We start from the raw sequence: 20208 nt of genomic DNA, 5'->3' as shown, positions 1-20208 counted from the left end.
TTCTCCATGATGCCATTCTGCCAGTGTTTTGCCCGACGTGTCAAAGCGATTTCGAGCAGTGCAACTACCATTCGACACGCGCAAGAAGTTTGGGAGACTAGTGCTCGAATTCATCCGTACAATAGAACACCGGCAGACCTCCAAAAACATCAGAGTTCTTGTAGCGCACTGCAATCCGCTCGCTCGCACTTGCTCCGATCGTATCACCGTCCTTCACCACGTTTCCGTGCTCGATCAGATACACGGAAAGTCCTGCCACCTTGTCGAACAACGCCGGAAGCGCGAGCTTACCGGTCACGAATTCGATCTCGCGGCCGACAAACGCGGACAAGCCCATCGTGATCGCTCCGATCTTCGTACCTGACCGGAACGGAAGAATGTCGACCCATAGTCTAAAGGGATAGTCCGGATACGGTGCGAGCATCCAGCGAGACGCATCGAGCCATAGATCGGCCGGCCGTGCCACCCGGCCCGCCCACACCACGCCGCAACATTCCGGCACGGTGGCAATCAATGCACCGATGACTGCAGTCGTAAGGCGGGCGGCGACCAGCGGCTGCTCAGTTTTTCCGAGCAGCGAGACGATGATGTGGCCTTGATGGTCCGTTGCCACAGCCTCGCTTTCCGGCCAAGTTCGCGCAGCGCGCGCCCAAAGCCCCGGATCCTGCGGGATGGGCGCCGGAATCGACATGAGCGCAACAAGCTCGTTGCCACAGCGGATGAGCGGCGAATTCGCTTGAGCCGGTTGCAGCTCGTCATCGTCCGGCGCCTCTGCTGCCAATTCCGGATGGCGGGCGTGAAGAACTTTGGCGACTGCTGACATGTCAGGCGTCACCGGTCTGCTCAACAGGACAAAAGAGAGAAGCGAGCTACTCATCAACGACCCCGCAGAAATTCCAGTGTGAGTCAAACTTCGGCTGTTCGCCCAGAGGTTGAACAGAAACCTTCTGTAGAACAAATAGGGAACAATGTCAATCGGCGTTTTCCGCGCTCCGGGTGAGCGCAAGATAGAGGGGTTCACGCAACAACAAGAAATTACCACGCGCGCCGTCGCCAGAGCCACACCGGGGCCGCCCTCCCATGAACAACCGGCAACACACCGCGTTGCACCGCCCATGCACGGATCAAATGGCCGATCCCCTGTTGGCGCGCGCCGATGCCGCCCTCCTCTAAGCAGAACGGCTTCGCCTCGCCCTGACGTCAGCGCGCGATCGCCCAGGCGATCTGCGCCAATGCCACCCAAACCCGCACGCTGCAATCAGGCCTCTCGCCTGCGATCGCGATTGCGCTGACGGTCAACGCTCCTCGTTCGGCGTAGCGTCGCCATCGCCCTGGAAAGGCTCGTGCGTCCTGCGCCCCAGAAACGTATCGGGCGGCGATTGCTTCAACAGTTCGCGGCTTTCGCGCGCGATCCGGCGCATGTATTCAACTGTGTCGTGGTCGACAGGCAACGGCCGATAGACGGTCATCGCGGTGCTCCCTTGCTTTGCAGGCGGGAGCGCGCTCGGTCTCTCAGCCACCGACGCCTACGGACAAAGCCTTGGCCGGTGATGCAGTATCAATTAACAGAGGTTGCCTTCTGTTCAATATTGAACTTTAGGACTCGCGCGGCGCAAATTGAGTAAGCCGCTCAACACGCTCAAGCTTCTCGCGAAAATTAATCCGCGCAACATATCAAATGATGTGACTCCGCTGTGCCGGAGGCGTAAGGTAAATTCATCACCGCAAGGCCCGTGGCATCGATCGGTGATGAGAACGCCAGTTGCGCTCCCGCCCTACTCTCATGAGGGAGCACGCCCATGCAGAAGCGGCGTCGATTCAAACAGACCACCACGTTGCGCGAGAGACTCGCGGACGAAGCGGAGCGCTGCCGCGAGGAAGCGCGCAAATTGGCCCCAGGCCCCCGCCGCGACATGCTGCTGCGCCAGGCGCGCCGCGACGAAACCGCGATGCAGATCGATTCCTGGCTGCGCTCGCCCGGCCTGAGGGCGCCGACATGATGCAATATCGCGCTTATCTCATCGGCGAGAACGGCGTCTTCCGCTCCGCCGAAGCGTTCGAAGCCCCGTCCGACTCCTCCGCGGTCGATTTTGCGAAGCGGTTCACACGGCTCGGCAAGGTCGAGGTCTGGCAGCTCGGCCGAAAGATCGCGGTGCTGGACTCCGAGCAGCTCTGCCCGCCCCTGCCCGAGCCGTCCCGCCCGACGCTGACGCGTCAATGACCGCGTGACTGCGGGCGCGACCTGAGATCTTCGATCTGGAAATTGAACTTCACCTGCATGACCGGGCCGCTCGCATCGCGCACCTCGATCGCCATTTCCTGCCGGTCGCCGGTGGGCGGCGCGCCGAGCATCGCATCGCGCGCAAGGTCGGCGACGGACTTGGCGGCCTCGGCCTGAACCGCACGCGCACTGGACAATTCCAGTCCCTCCTCGTCCAGCGCAATTCCCTTGTCGTCGCGAAGGTCAAAGTAATATCGCGTCATGACCGTAATCCTCTTGCCCCCTATAGCGCAGAGGGCAAGCGAAGGTTGCAAAGAACCGCAAAAAATCATTTTGGAAATCAGCAGGTTCCGGGAACACCGGGCGGCACGCGATCGGGCCGCGCCGGCTCACTCCTCCGCGAGCTTGTGCTCGATATAGGCGTCCACCGTCTCGGCGAACGAGCGCTGCACCCCGACCGCGGCATCGTGCTGGTCGAGCGCATCGCGCTGCAGCACGCGCAGGCCCCGCCCGCGCATGCTCAACGGTGCCGTGTTCAGAAACTGGTCGATGGCGCCCTTGGCAAGCGGGATGGCCTTGGGATCGCCCTTGGCGATCAGGAGCCGGAGCAGGCTCTGGCATTCGGCCAAACCGGGCATGGCGTCACTCACCCTTGCCGCGATTTCGGCTTCGGCCGCTGCGCCGGCTGAGTGTGGCTGCCAAACAGCGCCAGCAGCAGCGCGACTTCTTCCTTCGAACCGATCTGGATCATGATTGTCTCTCCGTTTCGCTTGGTTGGTCGGCCCCGGCGGCCGCCGAGTTCAGGACGATCTGGTTTCAGCACTGTTTCAGGCGTGTTTCGTCATCGCCCTGGGCTTGGCAGAAACGGAAAAGCCGCCCTGAGGCGGCCAGTTTGAGACTTTCCTTTTTTGGCTATTTCTTGAGGGCGTCAGAGGCGTCCCGCGCTGCGTCCTTCACATCTCCAGCGACGTTGTGGGCGGATCCCTTGGCCTTATCCATCTTGCCTTCGGCTTCGAGGTCCTTGTCCCCGGTAAGCTTGCCAGCCCCCTCTTTGATCGCGCCTTTTGCCTTGTCGGCGGCGCCCTTCACATGTTCACGGTCCATGATCGTTATCCTCCTTGTCTAGAAGACGAGCACAACGAAAACGCTGCGCTGTCGTTCCTGCGAGACGCGCACCACACGAAGAACGGTCGATTGCGATGTCCATGAGCTGTTTACGCAGCTTGTACTTGTTGCTCGCCGCGAGTGTGCAAAAGTGTACAGACAGGGCCGTTGAGGTTTGGTTTACCTCATGCATTGGACTTGTAATTCTTACTTGCGATCGGCCCGGACGCTCACACTCCGGGTTTTTCGCTTGGTGTCCTAATCCGCCTTGAGCGTGAAGCAGACACCGACCCGCTGACCGAGTGTCGACGAGTCCACGCCCCCAGCACGCGCTATTTGCCGCGCTTCTGCGTGACGCCGCGCAACGCGATGCCGTGCTGCCAGGCCCTCACCCGCACGGCGGCTTCGCTCCGGTTGAGCTCTGCGGCGATCTCGTCGGGCCGCCGGCCTGCTTCGGCCAGCGCTTTCAGCCGCTCATGCTCGTCCGCCGTCCACCTCTTCAACAAGGGATAGCGTGATTGCATGGTTGGAGCTGGCTCACCGTCGTTTATAGCGCTGGCGACAATCGGCCGAGACGGACGGAGTTCCTATCCTGGCCGCGCGTGACGGACCGACACTAACAGCGGCTTGGTAAGCTGAACTTTGCAAAAAATTAAGCCCGCGACGGATCGCTCCGCGCGGGCATTGTTTCGAGCGCAGGCTCGGGTGTGACCTTCGCTCAGTGCATCAGTTCGAGGTGCAGACCTTGACGGTCTTCATGCCGGCCTCGGCTTCCGCCCTGGTCTTGTACACGGTGTCGCCGCTGACGACCGTCGTTTCCGTGGTCGTCGGCTTCGACTCGGTGATGGTGCACTTCTTCGTCTTGACGTCCTGCACAACGTAGAACGATTGCGCAAACGCGGGAGCCGCAACTGACGTCAGCACGGCGGCGGCAATGATTGCTTTGAAGTTCATCGTGTCCTCCTCCAGCAGCCCGGTCATCCGGGCGTGTGTTCTACAAACCCGACAAATTGCCACTTGTTCCCGTCTACCGCCCGAACCAATTCCGGCGGATTGCGTTGGTGCGCAAACAGGAGGCTTCGATGCTGGACGTGCGGCTGATGACAACTTCCCTGGCGCTGCTGGTTGCATTGATGAGCGTAGCGCTGGCCGAGCCGGTCAAGGAACAGGCCGCACCTGTGGTTCAGGGCGCCACCGAAGCCCGCCCCATCCGCGTGATCCTTCCGGCGCCGTGGGAGCCCACCAAGGGCCAAGCCGAGTCCGTGCAATCTTCAAAGTAGCAGGTGGCGGACGCATGTCCGGCCGCGGCGGCAACTCGCTCGTCGTCGTGACCAAAGAGCCGCGACCGAAGAGCCGCAGCAAACTCATCCAAACCAATAGCAACCATTTCGAATCTCACCTGTTGTCGCCCGCACAATCACTTGCAGGAGACAACAACATGAAACATCTGACAGTTCTGGCCGCAACCTTGTTGCTGCTCGGTTCGGTGCCCGCGGGCGCTCAGTCGCAGCCGGCGCAAGGCGGGCCGGGCAACAACGCCGTGAACAGCTCCGACCAGAACAACTCCAACGCACCGGTCGCCGGCCGCAACAGCTTCACCGAGGGACAGGCGAAATCGCGAATCGAGGGCGCGGGCTATTCCAACGTCTCCGGCCTCCAGAAGGACGACAACGGCGTCTGGCGCGGCAAGGCCGACAAGGCCGGCACCAAGACCGACGTCAGCGTCGACTTCCAGGGCAACGTCAACCCCGCCAAGTAATTTACGAAATCAAGTCATTCGCGACATCAGGAGATCCAGACATGACGACGACCATCTCTCGCCTGTACGACAATTACGCCGATGCCGAGCGGGCCGTGACCCGGCTCGAAAGCGCCGGCGTGCCGCATTCCGACATCAGCCTCGTCGCCAACAATTCGGACAATTGGTACGGCTCACGCTCCGGCAAGGTCGATCGTGACCGCGACGGCACCGATGATCGCGCCGAAGGCGCCGGCACGGGTGCCGGCATCGGCGCGGGGCTCGGCGGCGCCGCCGGCCTGCTCGCAGGCCTTGGCCTCCTTGCCATCCCGGGCCTTGGTCCGGTGGTCGCGGCCGGATGGCTCGCCTCGACCGCGGCCGGCGCGGCTGCCGGCGCGGCCACCGGCGGAATCATCGGCGCCCTGACCGAGGCCGGCGTCTCCAGGGAAGACGCATCGCGTTATGCCGAGGGCGTCCGCCGCGGCGGCACGCTGGTGTCCGCGAGGGTGCCGGACCAGGACCGCGCGCGCCTCGATGCGCTTCTGCACGAGCGATCGGTCAACCTTCAGGAGCGCAGCGCCGCCTGGCAGAAGTCCGGCTGGACCGACTTCGACGCCGCAAGCCCGCCATTGTCGCCGGAGGATGTCGTCCGCGAGCGCGAACTCTACGGCGTAGGCTCGCGGCGATAGGGCGGTAAGCTCTGACACGGCAAAGGCCCCGCGGTGCGGGGCCTTTTTGATGTCGACGACCGGTCATCACGCCGGCACGGTCGATTGTGCCATCTTGCCGGTGTTTTGCCCGACGGGTCAAACTTTATCTCAAATGCCGCAAAGCGGATTGGCCGAAGTGAAATCTCTTCGCCTCATGCTGGGACATGTCGCCTGGACGGGGCAAGCCGGAGAGACCTTCGATGTATTACGTCGCCGCTGCATTGCTGGTGCTGTCGGGACTGTTCTATTCCGCGAGCCGTCATGAGCTCGGCCAATTCGGCGCGGACGTGTGCAGGTACGGCGGCACGTTCTGCGACAACCCGGTGGTTCTCTTCACCGGCGCGGCGCTGGCCGCCGCCTGGGGCATGTTCGTCAGCATCAGGTAGGCCGATGATGGCAATATAGCCCTGTTTTGCCCGACGGAGCAAACTCGACTTAGCATTTTCGAAAATCAGCCGCCCGCTTCGGCAGCGGGAACTTATGGCATTCGATTCGCATTTGCTAAAGACGACGTCCCGAACCCGTTCGAGCCCGTTGATGAGCGACAGCGCCCTCACCCCGACGAAATCCGCGCCGACGCTGTTGCAACGGCTGGGCCCCGGCCTCATCACCGGAGCTGCCGACGACGACCCGTCGGGTATCGCCACCTATTCGCAGGCCGGCGCGCAATTCGGCTTCGGTCTGTTGTGGACCGTGTTTCTGACCACGCCGTTCATGATCGCGATCCAGCTCGTCAGCGCGCAGATCGGCCGCGTCACCGGCAAGGGGCTCGCCGCCAACGTCATGCGCGTCGCGCCGCGCTGGGCGGTGCTGGCGCTGGTGTCCATGCTGGTCGCCGCGAACACGTTCAACATCGCCGCCGACATCGCCGCGATGGCCGAGGCGCTCTCGCTCGTCATCGGCGGCCTCAACCACGAGCACGCGCTGATCTTCGCGGCCGGCTCGACCCTGCTGCAGGTGTTCGTGCCCTATCGGCGCTATTCGCCGGTGCTGAAATTCCTCACGCTGGCGCTGTTCGCCTATGTCGCGACCGCCTTCACGGTGCAGATTCCCTGGAGCACGGCGCTGCTCGCCGCGGTCTGGCCGAAGCCGAACGTCAGCGCCGACTATCTCCTGATGGTCGTGGCCGTGCTCGGCACCACCATCAGCCCCTATCTGTTCTTCTGGCAGGCCTCGCAGGAGGTCGAGGAGATGAACCAGGGCGAGCGCGACAAGCCGCTTCGCCAGCTCAAGCGCGGCGGCGATCACGAGCTCGACCGCATCAAGACGGACACCATCTCCGGCATGCTGCTCTCTAACGGCATCGCCTTCTTCATCATCCTGACCACCGCATCGGTCCTGCACGCCAACGGCATCACCAATATCGGCTCGGCGACGGAAGCGGCCGAAGCGCTGCGGCCGCTGGCCGGCGATTTCACCTTCGCCCTGTTCGCGACCGGCATCATCGGCACGGGCCTGCTCGCCATTCCCGTGCTGGCGGGCTCGGCGGCCTATGGCGTTGCCGAGATCTTCGGCTGGCGCGCCACGCTGGAGGCCAAGCCGGACGAGGCAGCCGGCTTCTACACCATCATCGCCGCGGCAACCCTGATCGGCTTCGGCCTCGGCTTTACCGGCATCGACTCGATCAACATGCTGGTGTGGAGCGCGGTGCTCAACGGCATCGTCGCCGTCCCCATCATGGCGATGATGATGCTGATCGTCTCGAACCGCACCATCATGGGCCGCTTCAGGGCCCGCTCCTGGCTGATCGCGCTGGGCTGGCTCGGCACCGCAGTCATGGCGCTCGCCGTTCTCGCTTTGCTCGGCTCGTCGGTGATCGGCTGACGCAAGGCCTGCTTCGGACGCGCTGCCGCGCCGCATCGCTGCATCTTCCCGCCGCCCCGCGCCTGGCTTAACAATGCGGTCCGGGCCCGGCTCAAGATCGGGCGACAAGAAAAGCCCGGCCGGGCGACAGGGAGCGACATGACCAAGTCATCAAAAGCAACGAGCCTCGAGATCCTCGCCTGCGATGCCGGCTGGAGAAACTATCATTTCGTCAAGCTGACGACCGAGGACGGCATCGTCGGATGGAGCGAATTCGACGAAGGCTTTGGCTCGCCCGGCGTCGGCGCCGCGATCCAGCGCCTCTCGGCGCGGGTCATCGGGCAGAACGTCTTCCAGCACGAGCGCATCTTTGCCGAATTGTTCGCAGCGACGCGTCCTGCGGCCGGCGGCGTGGTGGCGCAGGCGCTCGGGGCGATCGAGAACGCGCTGCTCGATGCCAAGGCGAAATCGCTCGGCGTCCCCTGCTATGAGCTGCTCGGCGGCAAGATCCGCGACCGCGTCAGGGTGTACTGGTCGCATTGCGCCACGTGGCGGATCAATCACCCGTCCTGGTACAAGCCGGCGATCGAAAGTCTCGACGGCGTCAAGGCGATGGGGCGCGAGGTGCGCGAGAAGAAGTTCACCGCGCTCAAGACCAACATCTTTTCCTATGACGAGGGCAAGCCGACCGGCTGGCGCCCCGGCTTCGGCTCGCCCTTCGCGCCCGAGATCAACGTCGACCGCAAGATCCTGCGCGACTTGCACATGCATCTGGAAGCGATCCGCGACGGCGCCGGGCCCGACGTCGACATCCTGCTCGACTGCAACTTCAACGCCAAGACCGAAGGCTACTTGAAGATCCTGCGCACCATCGCCGACCTCGACATGTTCTGGGTCGAGATCGACAGCTTCAATCCGGAAGCGCTCGGCTATATCCGCAAGCAGAGCCCGCACCCGATCTCGTCGTGCGAGACGCTGCTCTCCTTGCGTGAATTCCTGCCCTACTTCCACGCGCAGGCCATGGATGTCGCGATCATCGACACGCCCTGGAACGGCGTCTGGCAGTCGATGAAGATCGCCGCGGCGGCCGAAGCCTTCGAGGTCAACGTCGCCCCGCACAATTTCTACGGCCATCTCTGCTCGATGATGAACGCGCATTTCTGCGCCGCGGTGCCGAACCTGCGCATCATGGAGATCGACATCGATCGTCTGTCCTGGGATCGCGAGCTGTTCACGCACGAGCCGGAGATCGAGAACGGCCATCTCATCATCCCGAACCGGCCCGGCTGGGGCACCGAGCCGAACGAGGAAGCCTTGCGGGCCCATCCGCCGAAGACGAGTGGCGGGCTCCTCAATTACGGCCGCAAGAGCTGAGAGATTACGGCGTCACGGGATTGACGGTTGGGGACGTCTTCGGCCGCTGCGGCTCGATCGGCGATTTCGGATCGGTCGGGAGCACCAGGGCGCCAGCGGCTCGTGCCGCTTCGCCGGTGGTCGCAAACATGGCGACATGGGCCGGCTGTGTCTTGGCCCGGCTCCAGGGGCCGTGGTCGACGACCAGCATGGCCGCAATCGTCACGCCCGCCACGATCAGCGCGATCACGCCGGGATGGCGCAGAGCTCTGGACATGGAGTACGCGAAGCGACCATTTGTCATTGAAGCATCCGCATTTTTCCTCGCAGGTTAATTCGGTCGAGCCCCCTCCGGTTCCCCCTACTGTTGCGGCTCGTAGCGTTGGGCGATGCCGCGCCGGTCGTGGCCTCACGCGAGGCGACGGGGTTGCTGGGTGGAGTTCCCGGCTCGGGCACTTGGGGCGCAAGCTCTATCCCTCGCACACGACGCGCAAAACCGTCACGATGGTCGCCGAGATGAGACATGAAATCGCAAGCAGGGTCCAACTCGGCCTCGTGCTCGTGCGGGCCACGCGGACAACAAGCATCTTCATGCACGTCAACATTCATCCCTGGGAAGGCGGTGCAGGTAGGCTATCCCGAAAGAGGCGAGCTCTTCGGTATCGCTTGGGTGCTCTTCCCACCTCCTCTGCAGATGGCGTTCCAGCAGACAGCGCCTTGTGTCGTGCGCGGCGACCTCGGGGTGCCGCGCCCGGTACACCGTCCAGGCGGTGTCCGCGGCGTTCTTCAAGACCTTGTCGTCGTCCATGCCTGCTCTCCGGAAATCCGAACCTCGTGGCGTCCCAACTTAAGGACACGCTCCAAAGTTTCCGGTTTTTCCCGGTATTCGGCCATTTAATGATTCAGGGGCGATTTGATCGGATTCTTTCTCGGCGCGCCGCGCGCCGCTCGGGGCAGTCCCGAACCTCTTGGAGGCATTTGGTCGAACTGATGGGAACGGCGGGCGTCGCCGTCCAGGCCCGAATTCTCGGTGATGGCGTCCCGACGCCGAGCACCCATTGGCTCTCGCCACCGGCCAGCAGCAACCATTGCTTATTCTTCCCGTTATTCCCCTGGGGCAATGTGATGTGAGAGGTATGTTGATGAAGAAGATTGCAATGTCAGCCCTGATGGCCGGCGCTCTGGGCCTGAGCTCGATCGCAGCAACGTCTCCCGCCGAAGCCCATTGGCGAGGTTGGGGACCTGGCATCGCCGGCGGCCTGGTCGCAGGCGCCGTCATTGGTGGCCTTGCCTCCTCCGCCTACGGCTGGGGACCCGGCTATGGCTACTATGGCGGTCCCCGCTATTACAGTGCCGGTTACTACGGCGGCCCCTACGCCTACGACTATGGATACGACGAGCCCTATCGATGGGGCGGTGGCTACACCACCACTTACTACACGGCGCCCGTTTCCTACGGCTATCGCTATCGGCGCGTCGTGCGCCCCGCCTACGCCTATTACGGTGGGTCCTATCCGGTCGTTCGGCACCACTGGCATCGGCACCACCGCCATTGGTGAGAGCAGCCGATCAGGCGCCACGAGAGCCGCGCTCGACATGGGCGCGGCCTTTCGCTTGCAGGCCAGCGGCCATCATTCGCCCGGCGCGATGGCATTGCTCGGCGTCGGCCGGTCGGTGATCTGCTGACCGAACAGGCTGCCGATCAGCTCGACCGCCGTGCGCGCGGTCCGACCGCGTTCGTCCAGGAACGGATTGAGCTCGACGATATCGACCGATCCGACCACCCCGGAATCGTGCAGCAGCTCCATGATCAGATGCGCCTCGCGATAGGTGGCGCCACCCGGCACGGTGGTGCCGACGCCCGGCGCCACGGAAGGGTCGAGGAAATCGACGTCGAAGCTGACATGCAGCACGCCATTGCTCGCCTTGACCCGTTCGATGACGCGGCGGATCAGGACAGCCACGCCGAATTCGTCGATCTGACGCATGTCGACGATCCTGATCCGGCGCGTGCGCATCAGCTCTTTCTCGAGCTTGTCGATCGAACGCGCGCCGAACAGATCGAGCTTGTCCGGGCCGATCGAGGCGCGTGGATCGTCGCCGAGCAGGCCGTCGAGCCCGGGCTCGCCGCACAGGAACGCGGCTGACATGCCGTGCATGTTCGCGGTGATCGTCGTCTCCGGCGTGTTGTAGTCGGCATGGGCGTCGAGCCAGAGCACGAACAGTTCGCGGCCGCGCTCCTGCCAATGCCGCGCCATCGCATTGACCGACCCCATCGACAGCGTGTGGTCGCCGCCGAGAAAGATCGGCAGCGCACCTGATGTCGCGATCTCATAGCCTCTGCGGCTCAGAACGCGCGTCCAGCGCTGGATCTCGCGGTAATGATTGGCCTGTTCGGGCGGCCTGTCGGTGAGGTCCCGGACTTCGGCTATGGACAGATCGCCATAATCGACGACCTCGAAATCAAGGCTTTCCAGCAATGTCGCAAGGCCGGCGGTGCGCAGCGCCGCAGGCCCCATCAAGGTGCCGCGCTGCGAAGCCCCCATGTCGATGGGAGCGCCAAGCAAGGCGATGTGCCGGGCTCGATCCGTCATGGTCCGGTCGGTCACGGCTGTCTCCTGACGTCAGCAAGGTTCACCCAGCCTAACAGAGATTCGCACCCGTCGTTTCCCGGGGAGCGCGCAAGCCGCCGGCATATCATCCGGAACAAAATCCCCTGCGCTGAATTGCTCATCCAAGGCCGGCACCCGCCGTCAATCACGGCGCCTGTCGCGGATAGCCAAAGGTCACCAGACCCGCTGTTCAAAACGAGCGCTCGCGCGGATAGCCAAAGGTGCCGGCTTCGATCATCACGCCAGGAGGTCGCGTCCTTGAGCACGGAGATACCGCAATCCTCGTCCCAGCCCGGCATGGCCGAGCGTGCCATCGATACGGCCGCGGACGTCTCCCGCACCATTGGTGAAGTCGCCGGAGGCCTGCACGCAGCGGTCGATCGCCTCACCTCCGCAGTCGAGGAATCGCGCAAGCCCGGCGGGGCACTCGCGACGGTTTCCGCGATCACGCGCGAAGCACCGCTTGCCAGCCTGTTCGTCGCCTTCCTGTTTGGCGTCGCGGTGGCGCGCCGGCGGTAGCTGTTCTGCCAGCGCCCTCTGGGTGAAACCGTCCTGCATCAAGCCTGGCTCGGCGCTGCGGTCCGGCTCCGGAGCCGATCTACGTCAGAGCCAAGCGGAGTGCTACTTTTACCAACGAAAGGTCAGCGCCACAGAGTGTGGCGCCGGCATCGCATTTTACGGTCGAGAACGGCTAATCTAGCTGATGCTTCACAACGCCTGATATGTAGTTGGCCCTCAGAACGTCCCTACGCTCTTCTTCATTGGCTCAGATCAAACCCACGATGATCAAGACTCCGATCTCAATCATTAGGAGCGTAGCCGTTCCCGCGGAGATGAGAAACAAATCACCGAGTGACAGGTGCATGATTTGCCTCACAATTTGCCCTAGAAGCGGCCCTTACATCCTTTGAACAGGGCGGCAGGGCGGGATGATGGGGCCGCTTCTAGGAGGTCCTTGACGCGTTCATCCGGCGCCAAGCGGTCCTCATTCTAATTCAAATTTAAATCTCGTCTAGCATTTAATTTATTTAAAATAGCGCATTAATTAATATTTAATTTCGCCGCCACTTGAACGATGCAGGCCGCTGATCCCGCATGGGGGATTGGTTTCTTTACCGTGAGCTATCTATCTGCTCGAGCATGCCAGGGACACAAGCTGTGGCTGGCCACAGCCGGCAAACAAACCCCTCAGGGCCTGACTGGATCCAAGACGATGACCGAATGCTGGCATGCGTGCCAACGAGCGCGTCCGGCTGCTCTCTCGCAATGGCACCGAGGGACCAAGCGTTATCCCTGGATCGATGAGGCGGCTCTGAGAAATCGCCAGACAAGGAACCCCAGCCCGGCGCCAGCTCAGTGCTCTGCGGGCACAAGCCTTTTAATCTGTCCGGCGCATGAGATTGGCTTCGGCGAAAAGCGGTGGCGAGCGGGAACGTTGAGGCGGAGCTGAGGTTGATCGAGAAAGAAGAGATTGGCGGCGCCAGCTGAGCACACTGATGGACAAGACCTTCGTCTATGATGCGTTGAGGCAGGTCGAGCGCGATGTAGTTGAAGGAGAACGACGCCTTGCAGAGCAAGAGAGAGCGATCCATCAGTTGAAGCGGGAAGGAAAGGATACCGCTACCGCTGAAGCAGAGCTGGACACATTGCGCAGAGCCCAGCGTGTTCTTGATCAGGACCGACAACGCCTCCTCTCGCTGTTACAGCCTTGAACGGGTGACGGCATTCGGCGCCGCTGTGCGTTAGAGCATGATCCGGAAAAGTGCGTAGCGCTTTTCCGATAAAGCGCGATGACGATTCATCCTAATCGCATCGCGCTTTGGTGCATCGTGAAAATCGCTCCGGAGCCAAAGCTGACGCGAACCAATGTCCCTCAACGCTGTTTTCTGCGACCGCCCCTAGTGAGACCGTCCTCCGTCAGGACTGACTCGCGCTGCGGTTCGGTCCCGGAGCCGATGTACCGAAGGCACTATTCGTCGCATTGCCGCGGTGGCACCTGCCAACGGTAGACTTCACCTTGAAGGGTCGGATGCTGAGCGCGGCTCGCGCAAGCGTCCGCCGATTGCGTTCGCGATGTCGCCGTGCTTTAGGCAGCAGCACGGCTGCTTGAGCAACTTGCCAACGCGAACAGCCTAACGTCTGCCGTGGGGTCATAAGCGCGCTTCACGCGCGAGCCGCCCCTTTCCTTGGCACGAATAGCCAGCGCAGGCAGATCATCGCCTTATGCGTACACGCCGCGCAGTCGTTTGAGGGTGCGTTCTGTCAGAAAGCCGGAAAGCCGGGACGGGTCTGCTGGTGGATTCAGTCTTTTTGTTTCTCGCCTGCGCTTCTTCCATCGGAGCTTTTCGAGCGCTCTTCGAAACGATCAGCGCCCTTAGCTAGATCCTGCCCCATCTTGCTCTCGGTTTTTTCTTCCTCCTTGGAAGCTGCTTCGCGCAAGCCTTCAGCGGCCCGTTCCCCTGTTTTTGATGATTTTCGTTCGTCGTCCATTTTGGCTCCTCCCTCATCAAGATGCTTGCCAAGAAACCGCTGGTCCTCAGCTGGGATGGACAACGTTCCAATTAGATCGTCTGAACATGGTTCCAAGTTCCGCGGGGCTCTCAGTCGGATCGCGTGCGACTCCGTCGAATACCGTGATAGAGTAATCACGAAAGCAGAAGCGGTTGTTCGGAGTTTCCAATGAAAGCCAAGTGGGCTCTCTTTGTGAGCTTCTTTCTCGTGATCGTCCCGGGCTATCCCGCAGCCCAACCGGTGGAAGTGCTTTGGCTTGGGCACGCAACGACCCGCATCACTAGTGTCGCCGGCAAAGTGATAGTGATTGATCCCTTCCTCACCAGAAACCCGAAGACGCCGCCTGAGTACCGGGACTTGAAGGCGATTGGAAAAGTGGACCTGATCCTAGTGACGCACGGCCACCAGGATCATATTTCCGATCTCCTCGATCTGGCCCGTCTGACGGGCGCCAAGGTTCTTGCCAATTACGAGTTCGGACGAAATCTTGTCGCGCTGGGTCTCCTTGAAGAGAACAACGTCATTGCCATGAATAGGGGCGGCATGGCCGAGCCGCTCGGCCGGGGCGTCAAGATCCATATGGTGCCGGCCGATCACAGCTCGTCGCTCGACTACAATATTCTCGGCATAAGGAACCCTGACCAGTCAGCATCCATCCGGCAAGGCGGAGGGGCCGGAGTTTCCGTTGGCTACGTGATTGAGATGGAGAACGGCTTCAAGGTCTACCACACGGGCGACACCAGCGCCTTTGGCGACATGGCGCTCATTCGGGAGCTCCACAACCCGGACCTCGCGCTGGTGTGCATCGGGGGCTTTTTCACCATGGGGCCTGACGAAGCCGCTTACGCGGTTCGGGAGCTGATCAAGCCGAAAGCGGTGATACCAATACACTACGGCACCTTTCCGGTGCTGAACCGAACCCCGGCCGAATTCAAGAAAGCTTTAGGATCTACTAGTGTCCAGGTCTTGGACGTCGCCCCAGGTCAGGTAATGAGATTTTGAGGCCGCTAATCGGGCACGTTGGCGAGTCTAAGGCCCGTCGCCATGCGTTCCCAATCCGCTGAATCCTTGAAGGGATACCAGAAAGCAGTTCCTCGAATAGAGAGTGGGTCTAGTCCCTGTCGATTCTTCTCGGCCAACGAAAAGATCCGTTCAGCGTCCGCTTTCCGGCCCAAATGGCCGTAGGCGGCGAGAAGCACACGATAAGCCCATCGGTCGTCTGAATTGAGAGCGATAGCCCGCTCCAAGCTTGCCGCTGCACTTTGAAATTGCTCCAACCCGAATTGGGCCAATCCGAGTTCATAAAAGTAAGAAGGTGGGGAGAATGGATTGAGCCGCATGCCATTGAGGACGAACTCAAGTGCCTTGGCGGGCTGACCGGCTAAGCTCAACGCTCCAGCGAGCGCGACGTAGGCGTTCGCGTCGTTGGGATCCATGCTGATTGCTCGCTCTCCCTCTTTGATCGCCTTCTCGTGCATTCCTTGCTGAGACAGAATGGCCGAAGCGACCTGATGATTGAGGGAAATCGGAGACTGTTGTGCTTTTGTGATGTACTCTTCAGCCTTCAAGCGCGCATCGTGCACCGATCTTAGCCCGAACCTCTCTTCCTGCCATTGTCTCCTTGCAATCTGCCAGTATGTGGCCGCGAGCGCAGCAAAAGCACGAGAGTAATTCGGCTCGATTTCGATCGCTCGCTCGAAGTGGCCGATCGCCTCGCGCGCGGCCTTCGGATTCTGCTGAAGGTACCTGTTCCAACCCTTCAGGAATTCGTCGTAGGCCACCGGGTTTTCGGTGCGCTTGGTGGCGATTTGCCCCTCCTCCTTGGATGTCAACTGAACCGCCAATGTTCGCGTGATCTTGCCGGCGATTTCGTCTTGCAGCCCGAAGACATCTCCCATCGCGCCCTCGTAGCGATCTGCCCAGAGCTGCCCGCCGCTCGCCGCATCGACCAGTCGAACGTTGATGCGAATCCGGTCCGCGGCTCGGCGCACGCTGCCTTCCACGACGTAGCGGACCCCGAGATCCGCAGCGGCCTTTCGCACGTCCACGGCAGTGTTCTTGAAGGTAAAGGTGGAGTTGCGGGCGACGACGAAGAGCCCGGCCACTTTGGAAAGCTCGTTGATCACGTCATCGGTAATCCCATCCGAGAAGTATTCTTGGGCTTTGTCGTCGCTGAGATTCGAGAACGGCAGCACGGCAACTGAGGGCTTGTCGGACCGCACCGGGGTGCTGTCGCCCGCGTTCTGCACCCCGCCTCGCTGCTGGGCCCCCATCCACCACACGGCTCCGCCCGTGCTCGCAAGCACCAGGAGAGCGACGGCGATCCCAGCAAGAGCAATGCTTCGCGCCCGCTGCGACGCGCCATCGTGCGCGGTCGGGTCGGCGACGCCCGCCCGCGCCGAACCCAGGCTCTCGCTCGAAACAGCGTAGGCCTGGACCGCTCGGTCGATGTTCTTGAGTTTTTTTAAACCCAGATTCTTGAAAGAGAATGGGAGCGCCTTGTGGACCTGCTCGTAGACGGCGCCCGAGATGCACACGCCCCCTGGCTCGGCGACTTCTTGGAGCCGCGCGCCGACATTGACCCCATCTCCAAGCAGATCTCGCCCGCGCGCTACGACATCCCCCACGTGAATACCGATCCGGAACTGGACACGCCGGTCTCGAGCGATCTCTCGTCCCATTTCTAGCAGTCGACCCTGGACCGCAACGCCGCATTGAACGGCATCGACCGCGCTCGGGAACTCCGCCAGGACGCTGTCCCCCGCAGTGTTGGCAATCCGGCCCCCATGCTCCTCGATGAGAGTGTCCATGACCTCACGCGCGCTGGCGAGGCTTTTCAAGGTGCCAAGTTCGTCCAGGCCTACCAATCGCGAGTAGCCCGCGACGTCCGCCGCAAAAATCGCGGCAAGGTGCCGCTCAACCCGTTGTTCCTGCCGCAGCGGCATGCATCGTCAGCCTTTGGGGTGCCTGGCAATTCTGCAGCTTGAGATGCACGGTTTCAAGGCACAGCGGGGTACGAAGCGAGGCTTTGGTACCTGAGGGTCGGCTGTCCGGCGAGTCGACGCCCAGCGGACGCCACCGCTGACACTTGGACCGGCTTGAATCAGGACTGATGTACTCCGTCCGGACCCCAGTCGCTGACGTCCGACCGGTGATCCGTCGTCAGGCAGGAAAGCCTAGCCGGGTACGTTCGAGTAAGGCCGTGTTGGCTCGGGCAGCTCCTTGTCGTCTGCATTCATTCCATTGCGGCAGGTCGGCTTTGGGTCAAAGGCTGCCCTCGGCGGCTCCGGCGACGGTTTCCCCTCAGCCCTCGGAAGCGGACGCTGCGAGCCTAAGAGGCGAAGTCAGCGGTGGGCCAAAAGCGGTCATCGGTGCGTTGACCGCATGGCGGGTGAAGACGTGCTAGGTCGTTACCGCACGGAACAGACGCCATTTGTCGGGCACGCCTTTGAGAATGTGGCGGCCGCGCTCCTCAAACGTCAATCCGGAGCCTGCCACGAGATCGCGAACCGTCTGTGAGACCAGAACTTCACCCGGGGCAGCTAGCGCCGCCACACGTGCACCAATATGCACGGCAATGCCAACAATATCGTGAGCGACGAATTCGCACTCGCCGGTATGCAAACCGCAACGGACCTTCAGATCGAGTGGGCGCACCGCGTCGCCGATTGCGCTTGCGCAACGCACAGCGCGCGCAGGGCCATCGAACGTGGCAAGGAAACCGTCGCCGGCGGTATTGACTTCGCGGCCACGATACTGGCCGAGCACGCCCCGAGCTTTGGCATAGAACGCATCCAGCAGCACGCGCCAGGCGCCGTCGCCGAGAGCGGCCGCGCGCTCCGTCGATCCCGCAATGTCGACAAACAGCACAGTTGCAAGCACCCTGTCCGGCTCCGCTGCTTGCCGATGCCCGGTGACGAACTCTTCGACCTCATTGATAATTGCATCCTGATCGCCAACCCAGACCATATGGTCCTGACCGCTGAGCTCAATCAGTTTGGCGCAAGGAATCTGCTGCGCCATGTAGCGCGCATGCTTCACGTCAATGACGCGCTCATCGGTGCGATGCAAAATCAAGGTCGGCACACGCGTCACGGGTAGGATGTCCCTGACATCGATCTCCCGGTTCATGCGCATAATCGCCGATGCCGCGCCTGGGCTTGCCGAGGCCCTGAAGTAGGCGGCGGTTTGCTCAAGTGCCTGCTTATTGCCAGCGAGGCTAGGCGCCCACATCAGCAAACTCATCGCATCTGCCGAACCCCAATGGTGCTCAATGTCATCGAGGAAAGCGCTCCACTGCGCATCGGTCCACGCGAATGCGTAGTCAGGGGCCCACGAGCGTCGCGCATAAGTGCCACAAAGCACCAGAGCTGACGTGCGTTCGGGATACGTAGCTGCATAGAGCAGCGACATCGGACCGCCCTCGGACACGCCAAACAAGGTGGCCCGCTGAGAACCAACCTGGTCCAGCACCGCCTGCACGTCGTGCATCCGCTGTTCAAGCGTGAAGATCTGGGAACCGCGATCGGACATTCCGGTGCCGCGCTTGTCGAACGTGATGACCCGCGCAAACGTTGCAAGCTTGCGGAAAAAGGAAGCGCGTGCCGGCGATTGCCAGAGCGCTTCGACATTGGAGACAAAACCTGGGACGAACAGCAGGTCGCGCGGACCGTCGCCCATCACCTGATAGGCAATATGGACGTCGTCACTTTTGACATAGTGAGTGGCCGGGATGTCAGCCATGGTGGCCTACTGCGTGACAAACCGCGGGCGCGAGTGTCGCACCTCATTCCGCGTCAGGCTAGCGAAATTCGGTGGAGAATTTGGCTGCCGCCCACCCGTAAGTACCGGCGCGACTGGGGAACCAGGTGCGGCCGCGATGTGCGTTTCGGGTCAAACGCGACCGGTCCGGCCGATCTTGCTCACCAATGTGACACGATGGGGCATGAACGGACTCATGCACCGCAGCAAACAACAGCTCTATTCGATCACTTCATCTGCGCGGGCAAGCATCGACGGCAGCAAAGCTAGGCCGAGGGCCTTGGCGGTCCTCAAGTTTACGACGAAGTCGAACTTGGCCGGCTGCTCCACCGGAAGATTAGCGGGTTTTGCTCCACGCAAAATCTTGTCGACGTATTCGGCAGCGCGGCGATACAAATCCGTAAAATTCGGCCCATAAGACATGAGGCCACCCGCTTCGACGTGCTCTCTGGCGTTGTAGATTGTTGGCAGTCGCGCTCCCATTGCTAAAGTCTGGATCCGATCGCGGTGGGTATTCACAAGCGGATCGGCAACTATATACAATGCCCCTGCACCACCTTTTAGCGCCTCGAAGGCAGACGGGATGTCCTCTGCTTGACGAATTGTGAGGATGTCGGTCTCAAGACCAAGCCTCGCCGCCGCCGCTTGCACTTCACTAAGCTCCAGTGCAGACAAGGAATTGCCAATGTTCCCAATAGCTGCCAAACGCCGAAGACTTGGTATGGCCTCGCGCAAAAGTTCTAGGCGCTTGCCGGCAAGATCGGTTGCTACCGTCGAGAGGCCCGTGACGTTGCCGCCAGGTTTCGCCAAACTCGCAACCAGTTTGTTTGCAACTGGGTCTCCCGCCACCGCGAACACGATCGGAATAACCGATGTTGCCTGCATCGCCGCGATAACGTTTGCGGTCCCCGAGGTTACAATGACATCGACTCTAAGCCGAACGAAATCCGTCGCAAATTTAGCGAAGCGTTCACTGTTTCCTTCGCCCCACGCATACTCAATCGCGACTGTTCGCCCCTCGATCCATCCGAGTTCACTCAGTCGCTTCAAGAATGCGGCAAGCCGTTGGCGCTCGACCGAAGGGGTGCTCTGACCCAAGAACCCGATGGTTGGCAATCGAGGGGATTGCTGCGCGCGGCCCGTTACCGGCCGCACGGCCACCAGACCAGCAAGAGCACCAAGCAAATCCCGGCGCCTCATACCTACCTCAACCGCAGACGACGGCATCATATGACTGAGGCCAGCGTTTTGGTAGGGATGAAACCGACTTCGCCGCGGTCCGATGTCCGAGTTGGGTCAAAAGCTGCCCTGCGCAACCTCAAGAGGCCTTTCCGCTCAGCTTTCGAAAGCAGACCATGCGAGGCCAATCCCCGTGGCGCATTTCCGCGCTCAGAT

At 61.7% G+C, this 20208-nt stretch carries 26 protein-coding genes; 12 read left to right on the top strand and 14 right to left on the bottom strand.

The features are described 5' to 3' along the window. Nucleotides 1-97: 97 nt before the first annotated feature. Nucleotides 98-823 (bottom strand): DUF4261 domain-containing protein, encoded by a 726-nt coding sequence (locus I6F17_RS19520; RefSeq protein WP_225125581.1) that lies wholly within the window; start codon nt 821-823, stop codon nt 98-100. A gap of 472 nt (nt 824-1295) precedes the next feature. Further along, nucleotides 1296-1469 (bottom strand): hypothetical protein, encoded by a 174-nt coding sequence (locus I6F17_RS19515; protein ID WP_225125579.1) that lies wholly within the window; start codon nt 1467-1469, stop codon nt 1296-1298. 330 nt (nt 1470-1799) lie between these two features. On the opposite strand from I6F17_RS19515, the gene I6F17_RS19510 reads away from it, so the two are divergent. Then, a complete protein-coding gene (locus tag I6F17_RS19510) occupies nt 1800-2000 on the top strand; it encodes a hypothetical protein (RefSeq protein ID WP_036007627.1) in 201 nt (66 codons plus the stop codon). Continuing rightward, complete coding sequence (locus I6F17_RS19505) at nt 1997-2221, top strand: hypothetical protein (RefSeq protein ID WP_036043971.1); 225 nt, start codon at nt 1997-1999, stop codon at nt 2219-2221. The genes I6F17_RS19510 and I6F17_RS19505 overlap by 4 nt, the downstream gene beginning before the upstream one ends. Here the strand turns inward: I6F17_RS19505 and I6F17_RS19500 are convergent. The 5 genes from I6F17_RS19500 to I6F17_RS19480 form a co-directional block, all read right to left on the bottom strand. Further along, nucleotides 2215-2484: a hypothetical protein gene (locus I6F17_RS19500; RefSeq protein WP_036043973.1), complete on the bottom strand. Its 270-nt coding sequence runs from the start codon at nt 2482-2484 to the stop codon at nt 2215-2217. The genes I6F17_RS19505 and I6F17_RS19500 overlap by 7 nt on opposite strands. A 126-nt stretch (nt 2485-2610) precedes the next feature. After that, complete coding sequence (locus tag I6F17_RS19495) at nt 2611-2859, bottom strand: hypothetical protein (protein ID WP_225125569.1); 249 nt, start codon at nt 2857-2859, stop codon at nt 2611-2613. A 274-nt stretch (nt 2860-3133) separates the two neighbouring features. Further along, entirely contained in the window at nt 3134-3325 is a 192-nt protein-coding gene (locus I6F17_RS19490; protein WP_036043977.1) for a CsbD family protein, read from the bottom strand. Nucleotides 3326-3657: 332 nt separating this feature from the next. Beyond that, the gene (locus tag I6F17_RS19485) at nt 3658-3849 is read right to left on the bottom strand and encodes a Myb-like DNA-binding domain-containing protein (RefSeq protein WP_036043979.1); all 192 of its coding nucleotides are present in this window, start codon (nt 3847-3849) and stop codon (nt 3658-3660) included. Nucleotides 3850-4051: 202 nt separating this feature from the next. Then, nucleotides 4052-4279: a hypothetical protein gene (locus I6F17_RS19480; RefSeq protein ID WP_036043993.1), complete on the bottom strand. Its 228-nt coding sequence runs from the start codon at nt 4277-4279 to the stop codon at nt 4052-4054. A gap of 35 nt (nt 4280-4314) precedes the next feature. On the opposite strand from I6F17_RS19480, the gene I6F17_RS19475 reads away from it, so the two are divergent. The 6 genes from I6F17_RS19475 (at nt 4315) to I6F17_RS19450 (ending at nt 8950) form a co-directional block, all read left to right on the top strand. Further along, complete coding sequence (locus I6F17_RS19475) at nt 4315-4605, top strand: hypothetical protein (RefSeq protein ID WP_225125567.1); 291 nt, start codon at nt 4315-4317, stop codon at nt 4603-4605. A 158-nt stretch (nt 4606-4763) separates the two neighbouring features. Then, nucleotides 4764-5084: a hypothetical protein gene (locus I6F17_RS19470; RefSeq protein WP_225125566.1), complete on the top strand. Its 321-nt coding sequence runs from the start codon at nt 4764-4766 to the stop codon at nt 5082-5084. A gap of 41 nt (nt 5085-5125) precedes the next feature. Continuing rightward, nucleotides 5126-5752, top strand: a complete 627-nt coding sequence (locus I6F17_RS19465) for a hypothetical protein (RefSeq protein WP_036028865.1) — start codon at nt 5126-5128, stop codon at nt 5750-5752. 221 nt (nt 5753-5973) lie between these two features. After that, the gene (locus tag I6F17_RS19460) at nt 5974-6159 is read left to right on the top strand and encodes a hypothetical protein (RefSeq protein WP_036007759.1); all 186 of its coding nucleotides are present in this window, start codon (nt 5974-5976) and stop codon (nt 6157-6159) included. A gap of 151 nt (nt 6160-6310) precedes the next feature. After that, complete coding sequence (locus tag I6F17_RS19455) at nt 6311-7597, top strand: divalent metal cation transporter (RefSeq protein WP_036007761.1); 1287 nt, start codon at nt 6311-6313, stop codon at nt 7595-7597. Between the two features lie 138 nt (nt 7598-7735). Next, nucleotides 7736-8950, top strand: coding sequence for a mandelate racemase/muconate lactonizing enzyme family protein (locus I6F17_RS19450; RefSeq protein WP_225125564.1), 1215 nt, complete (start codon nt 7736-7738; stop codon nt 8948-8950). A gap of 4 nt (nt 8951-8954) precedes the next feature. On the opposite strand, the gene I6F17_RS19445 is transcribed toward I6F17_RS19450, so the two are convergent. Beyond that, nucleotides 8955-9233: a hypothetical protein gene (locus I6F17_RS19445; protein ID WP_225125562.1), complete on the bottom strand. Its 279-nt coding sequence runs from the start codon at nt 9231-9233 to the stop codon at nt 8955-8957. A gap of 294 nt (nt 9234-9527) precedes the next feature. Then, complete coding sequence (locus tag I6F17_RS19440; RefSeq protein ID WP_036043996.1) at nt 9528-9737, bottom strand: hypothetical protein; 210 nt, start codon at nt 9735-9737, stop codon at nt 9528-9530. 334 nt (nt 9738-10071) lie between these two features. Between I6F17_RS19440 and I6F17_RS19435 the strand changes: the two genes are divergently transcribed. Beyond that, nucleotides 10072-10488, top strand: coding sequence for a hypothetical protein (locus I6F17_RS19435; protein WP_036007763.1), 417 nt, complete (start codon nt 10072-10074; stop codon nt 10486-10488). A 72-nt stretch (nt 10489-10560) separates the two neighbouring features. Here the strand turns inward: I6F17_RS19435 and rocF are convergent, their stop codons facing one another. Then, a complete protein-coding gene (gene rocF / locus I6F17_RS19430; protein ID WP_225125560.1) occupies nt 10561-11538 on the bottom strand; it encodes an arginase in 978 nt (325 codons plus the stop codon). Nucleotides 11539-11799: 261 nt separating this feature from the next. On the opposite strand from rocF, the gene I6F17_RS19425 reads away from it, so the two are divergent. Then, nucleotides 11800-12060 (top strand): hypothetical protein, encoded by a 261-nt coding sequence (locus I6F17_RS19425; RefSeq protein ID WP_036007657.1) that lies wholly within the window; start codon nt 11800-11802, stop codon nt 12058-12060. A 977-nt stretch (nt 12061-13037) separates the two neighbouring features. Beyond that, nucleotides 13038-13253, top strand: coding sequence for a hypothetical protein (locus tag I6F17_RS19420; RefSeq protein WP_225125557.1), 216 nt, complete (start codon nt 13038-13040; stop codon nt 13251-13253). A gap of 589 nt (nt 13254-13842) precedes the next feature. On the opposite strand, the gene I6F17_RS19415 is transcribed toward I6F17_RS19420, so the two are convergent. Further along, nucleotides 13843-14031: a hypothetical protein gene (locus I6F17_RS19415; protein ID WP_225125546.1), complete on the bottom strand. Its 189-nt coding sequence runs from the start codon at nt 14029-14031 to the stop codon at nt 13843-13845. A 189-nt stretch (nt 14032-14220) separates the two neighbouring features. Between I6F17_RS19415 and I6F17_RS19410 the strand changes: the two genes are divergently transcribed. Continuing rightward, the gene (locus I6F17_RS19410; protein ID WP_050992072.1) at nt 14221-15054 is read left to right on the top strand and encodes a metal-dependent hydrolase; all 834 of its coding nucleotides are present in this window, start codon (nt 14221-14223) and stop codon (nt 15052-15054) included. A gap of 5 nt (nt 15055-15059) precedes the next feature. Here I6F17_RS19410 and I6F17_RS19405 read toward each other — a convergent pair whose 3' ends face one another. The 3 genes from I6F17_RS19405 to I6F17_RS19395 form a co-directional block, all read right to left on the bottom strand. Then, nucleotides 15060-16997 (bottom strand): adenylate/guanylate cyclase domain-containing protein, encoded by a 1938-nt coding sequence (locus I6F17_RS19405; RefSeq protein ID WP_225125535.1) that lies wholly within the window; start codon nt 16995-16997, stop codon nt 15060-15062. Between the two features lie 457 nt (nt 16998-17454). Beyond that, nucleotides 17455-18795: an adenylate/guanylate cyclase domain-containing protein gene (locus I6F17_RS19400; RefSeq protein ID WP_036046399.1), complete on the bottom strand. Its 1341-nt coding sequence runs from the start codon at nt 18793-18795 to the stop codon at nt 17455-17457. Between the two features lie 237 nt (nt 18796-19032). After that, nucleotides 19033-20013, bottom strand: coding sequence for an ABC transporter substrate-binding protein (locus I6F17_RS19395; RefSeq protein ID WP_036046415.1), 981 nt, complete (start codon nt 20011-20013; stop codon nt 19033-19035). Between the last annotated feature and the right edge of the window lie 195 nt (nt 20014-20208).

This window comes from Bradyrhizobium sp. NBAIM18, from assembly GCF_020193825.1.
Classification (GTDB): Bacteria; Pseudomonadota; Alphaproteobacteria; order Rhizobiales; family Xanthobacteraceae; genus Bradyrhizobium; species Bradyrhizobium yuanmingense.
The sequence above is the reverse complement of the archived record's forward strand: the minus strand, read 5'-3'. Positions and strand labels throughout refer to the sequence as shown.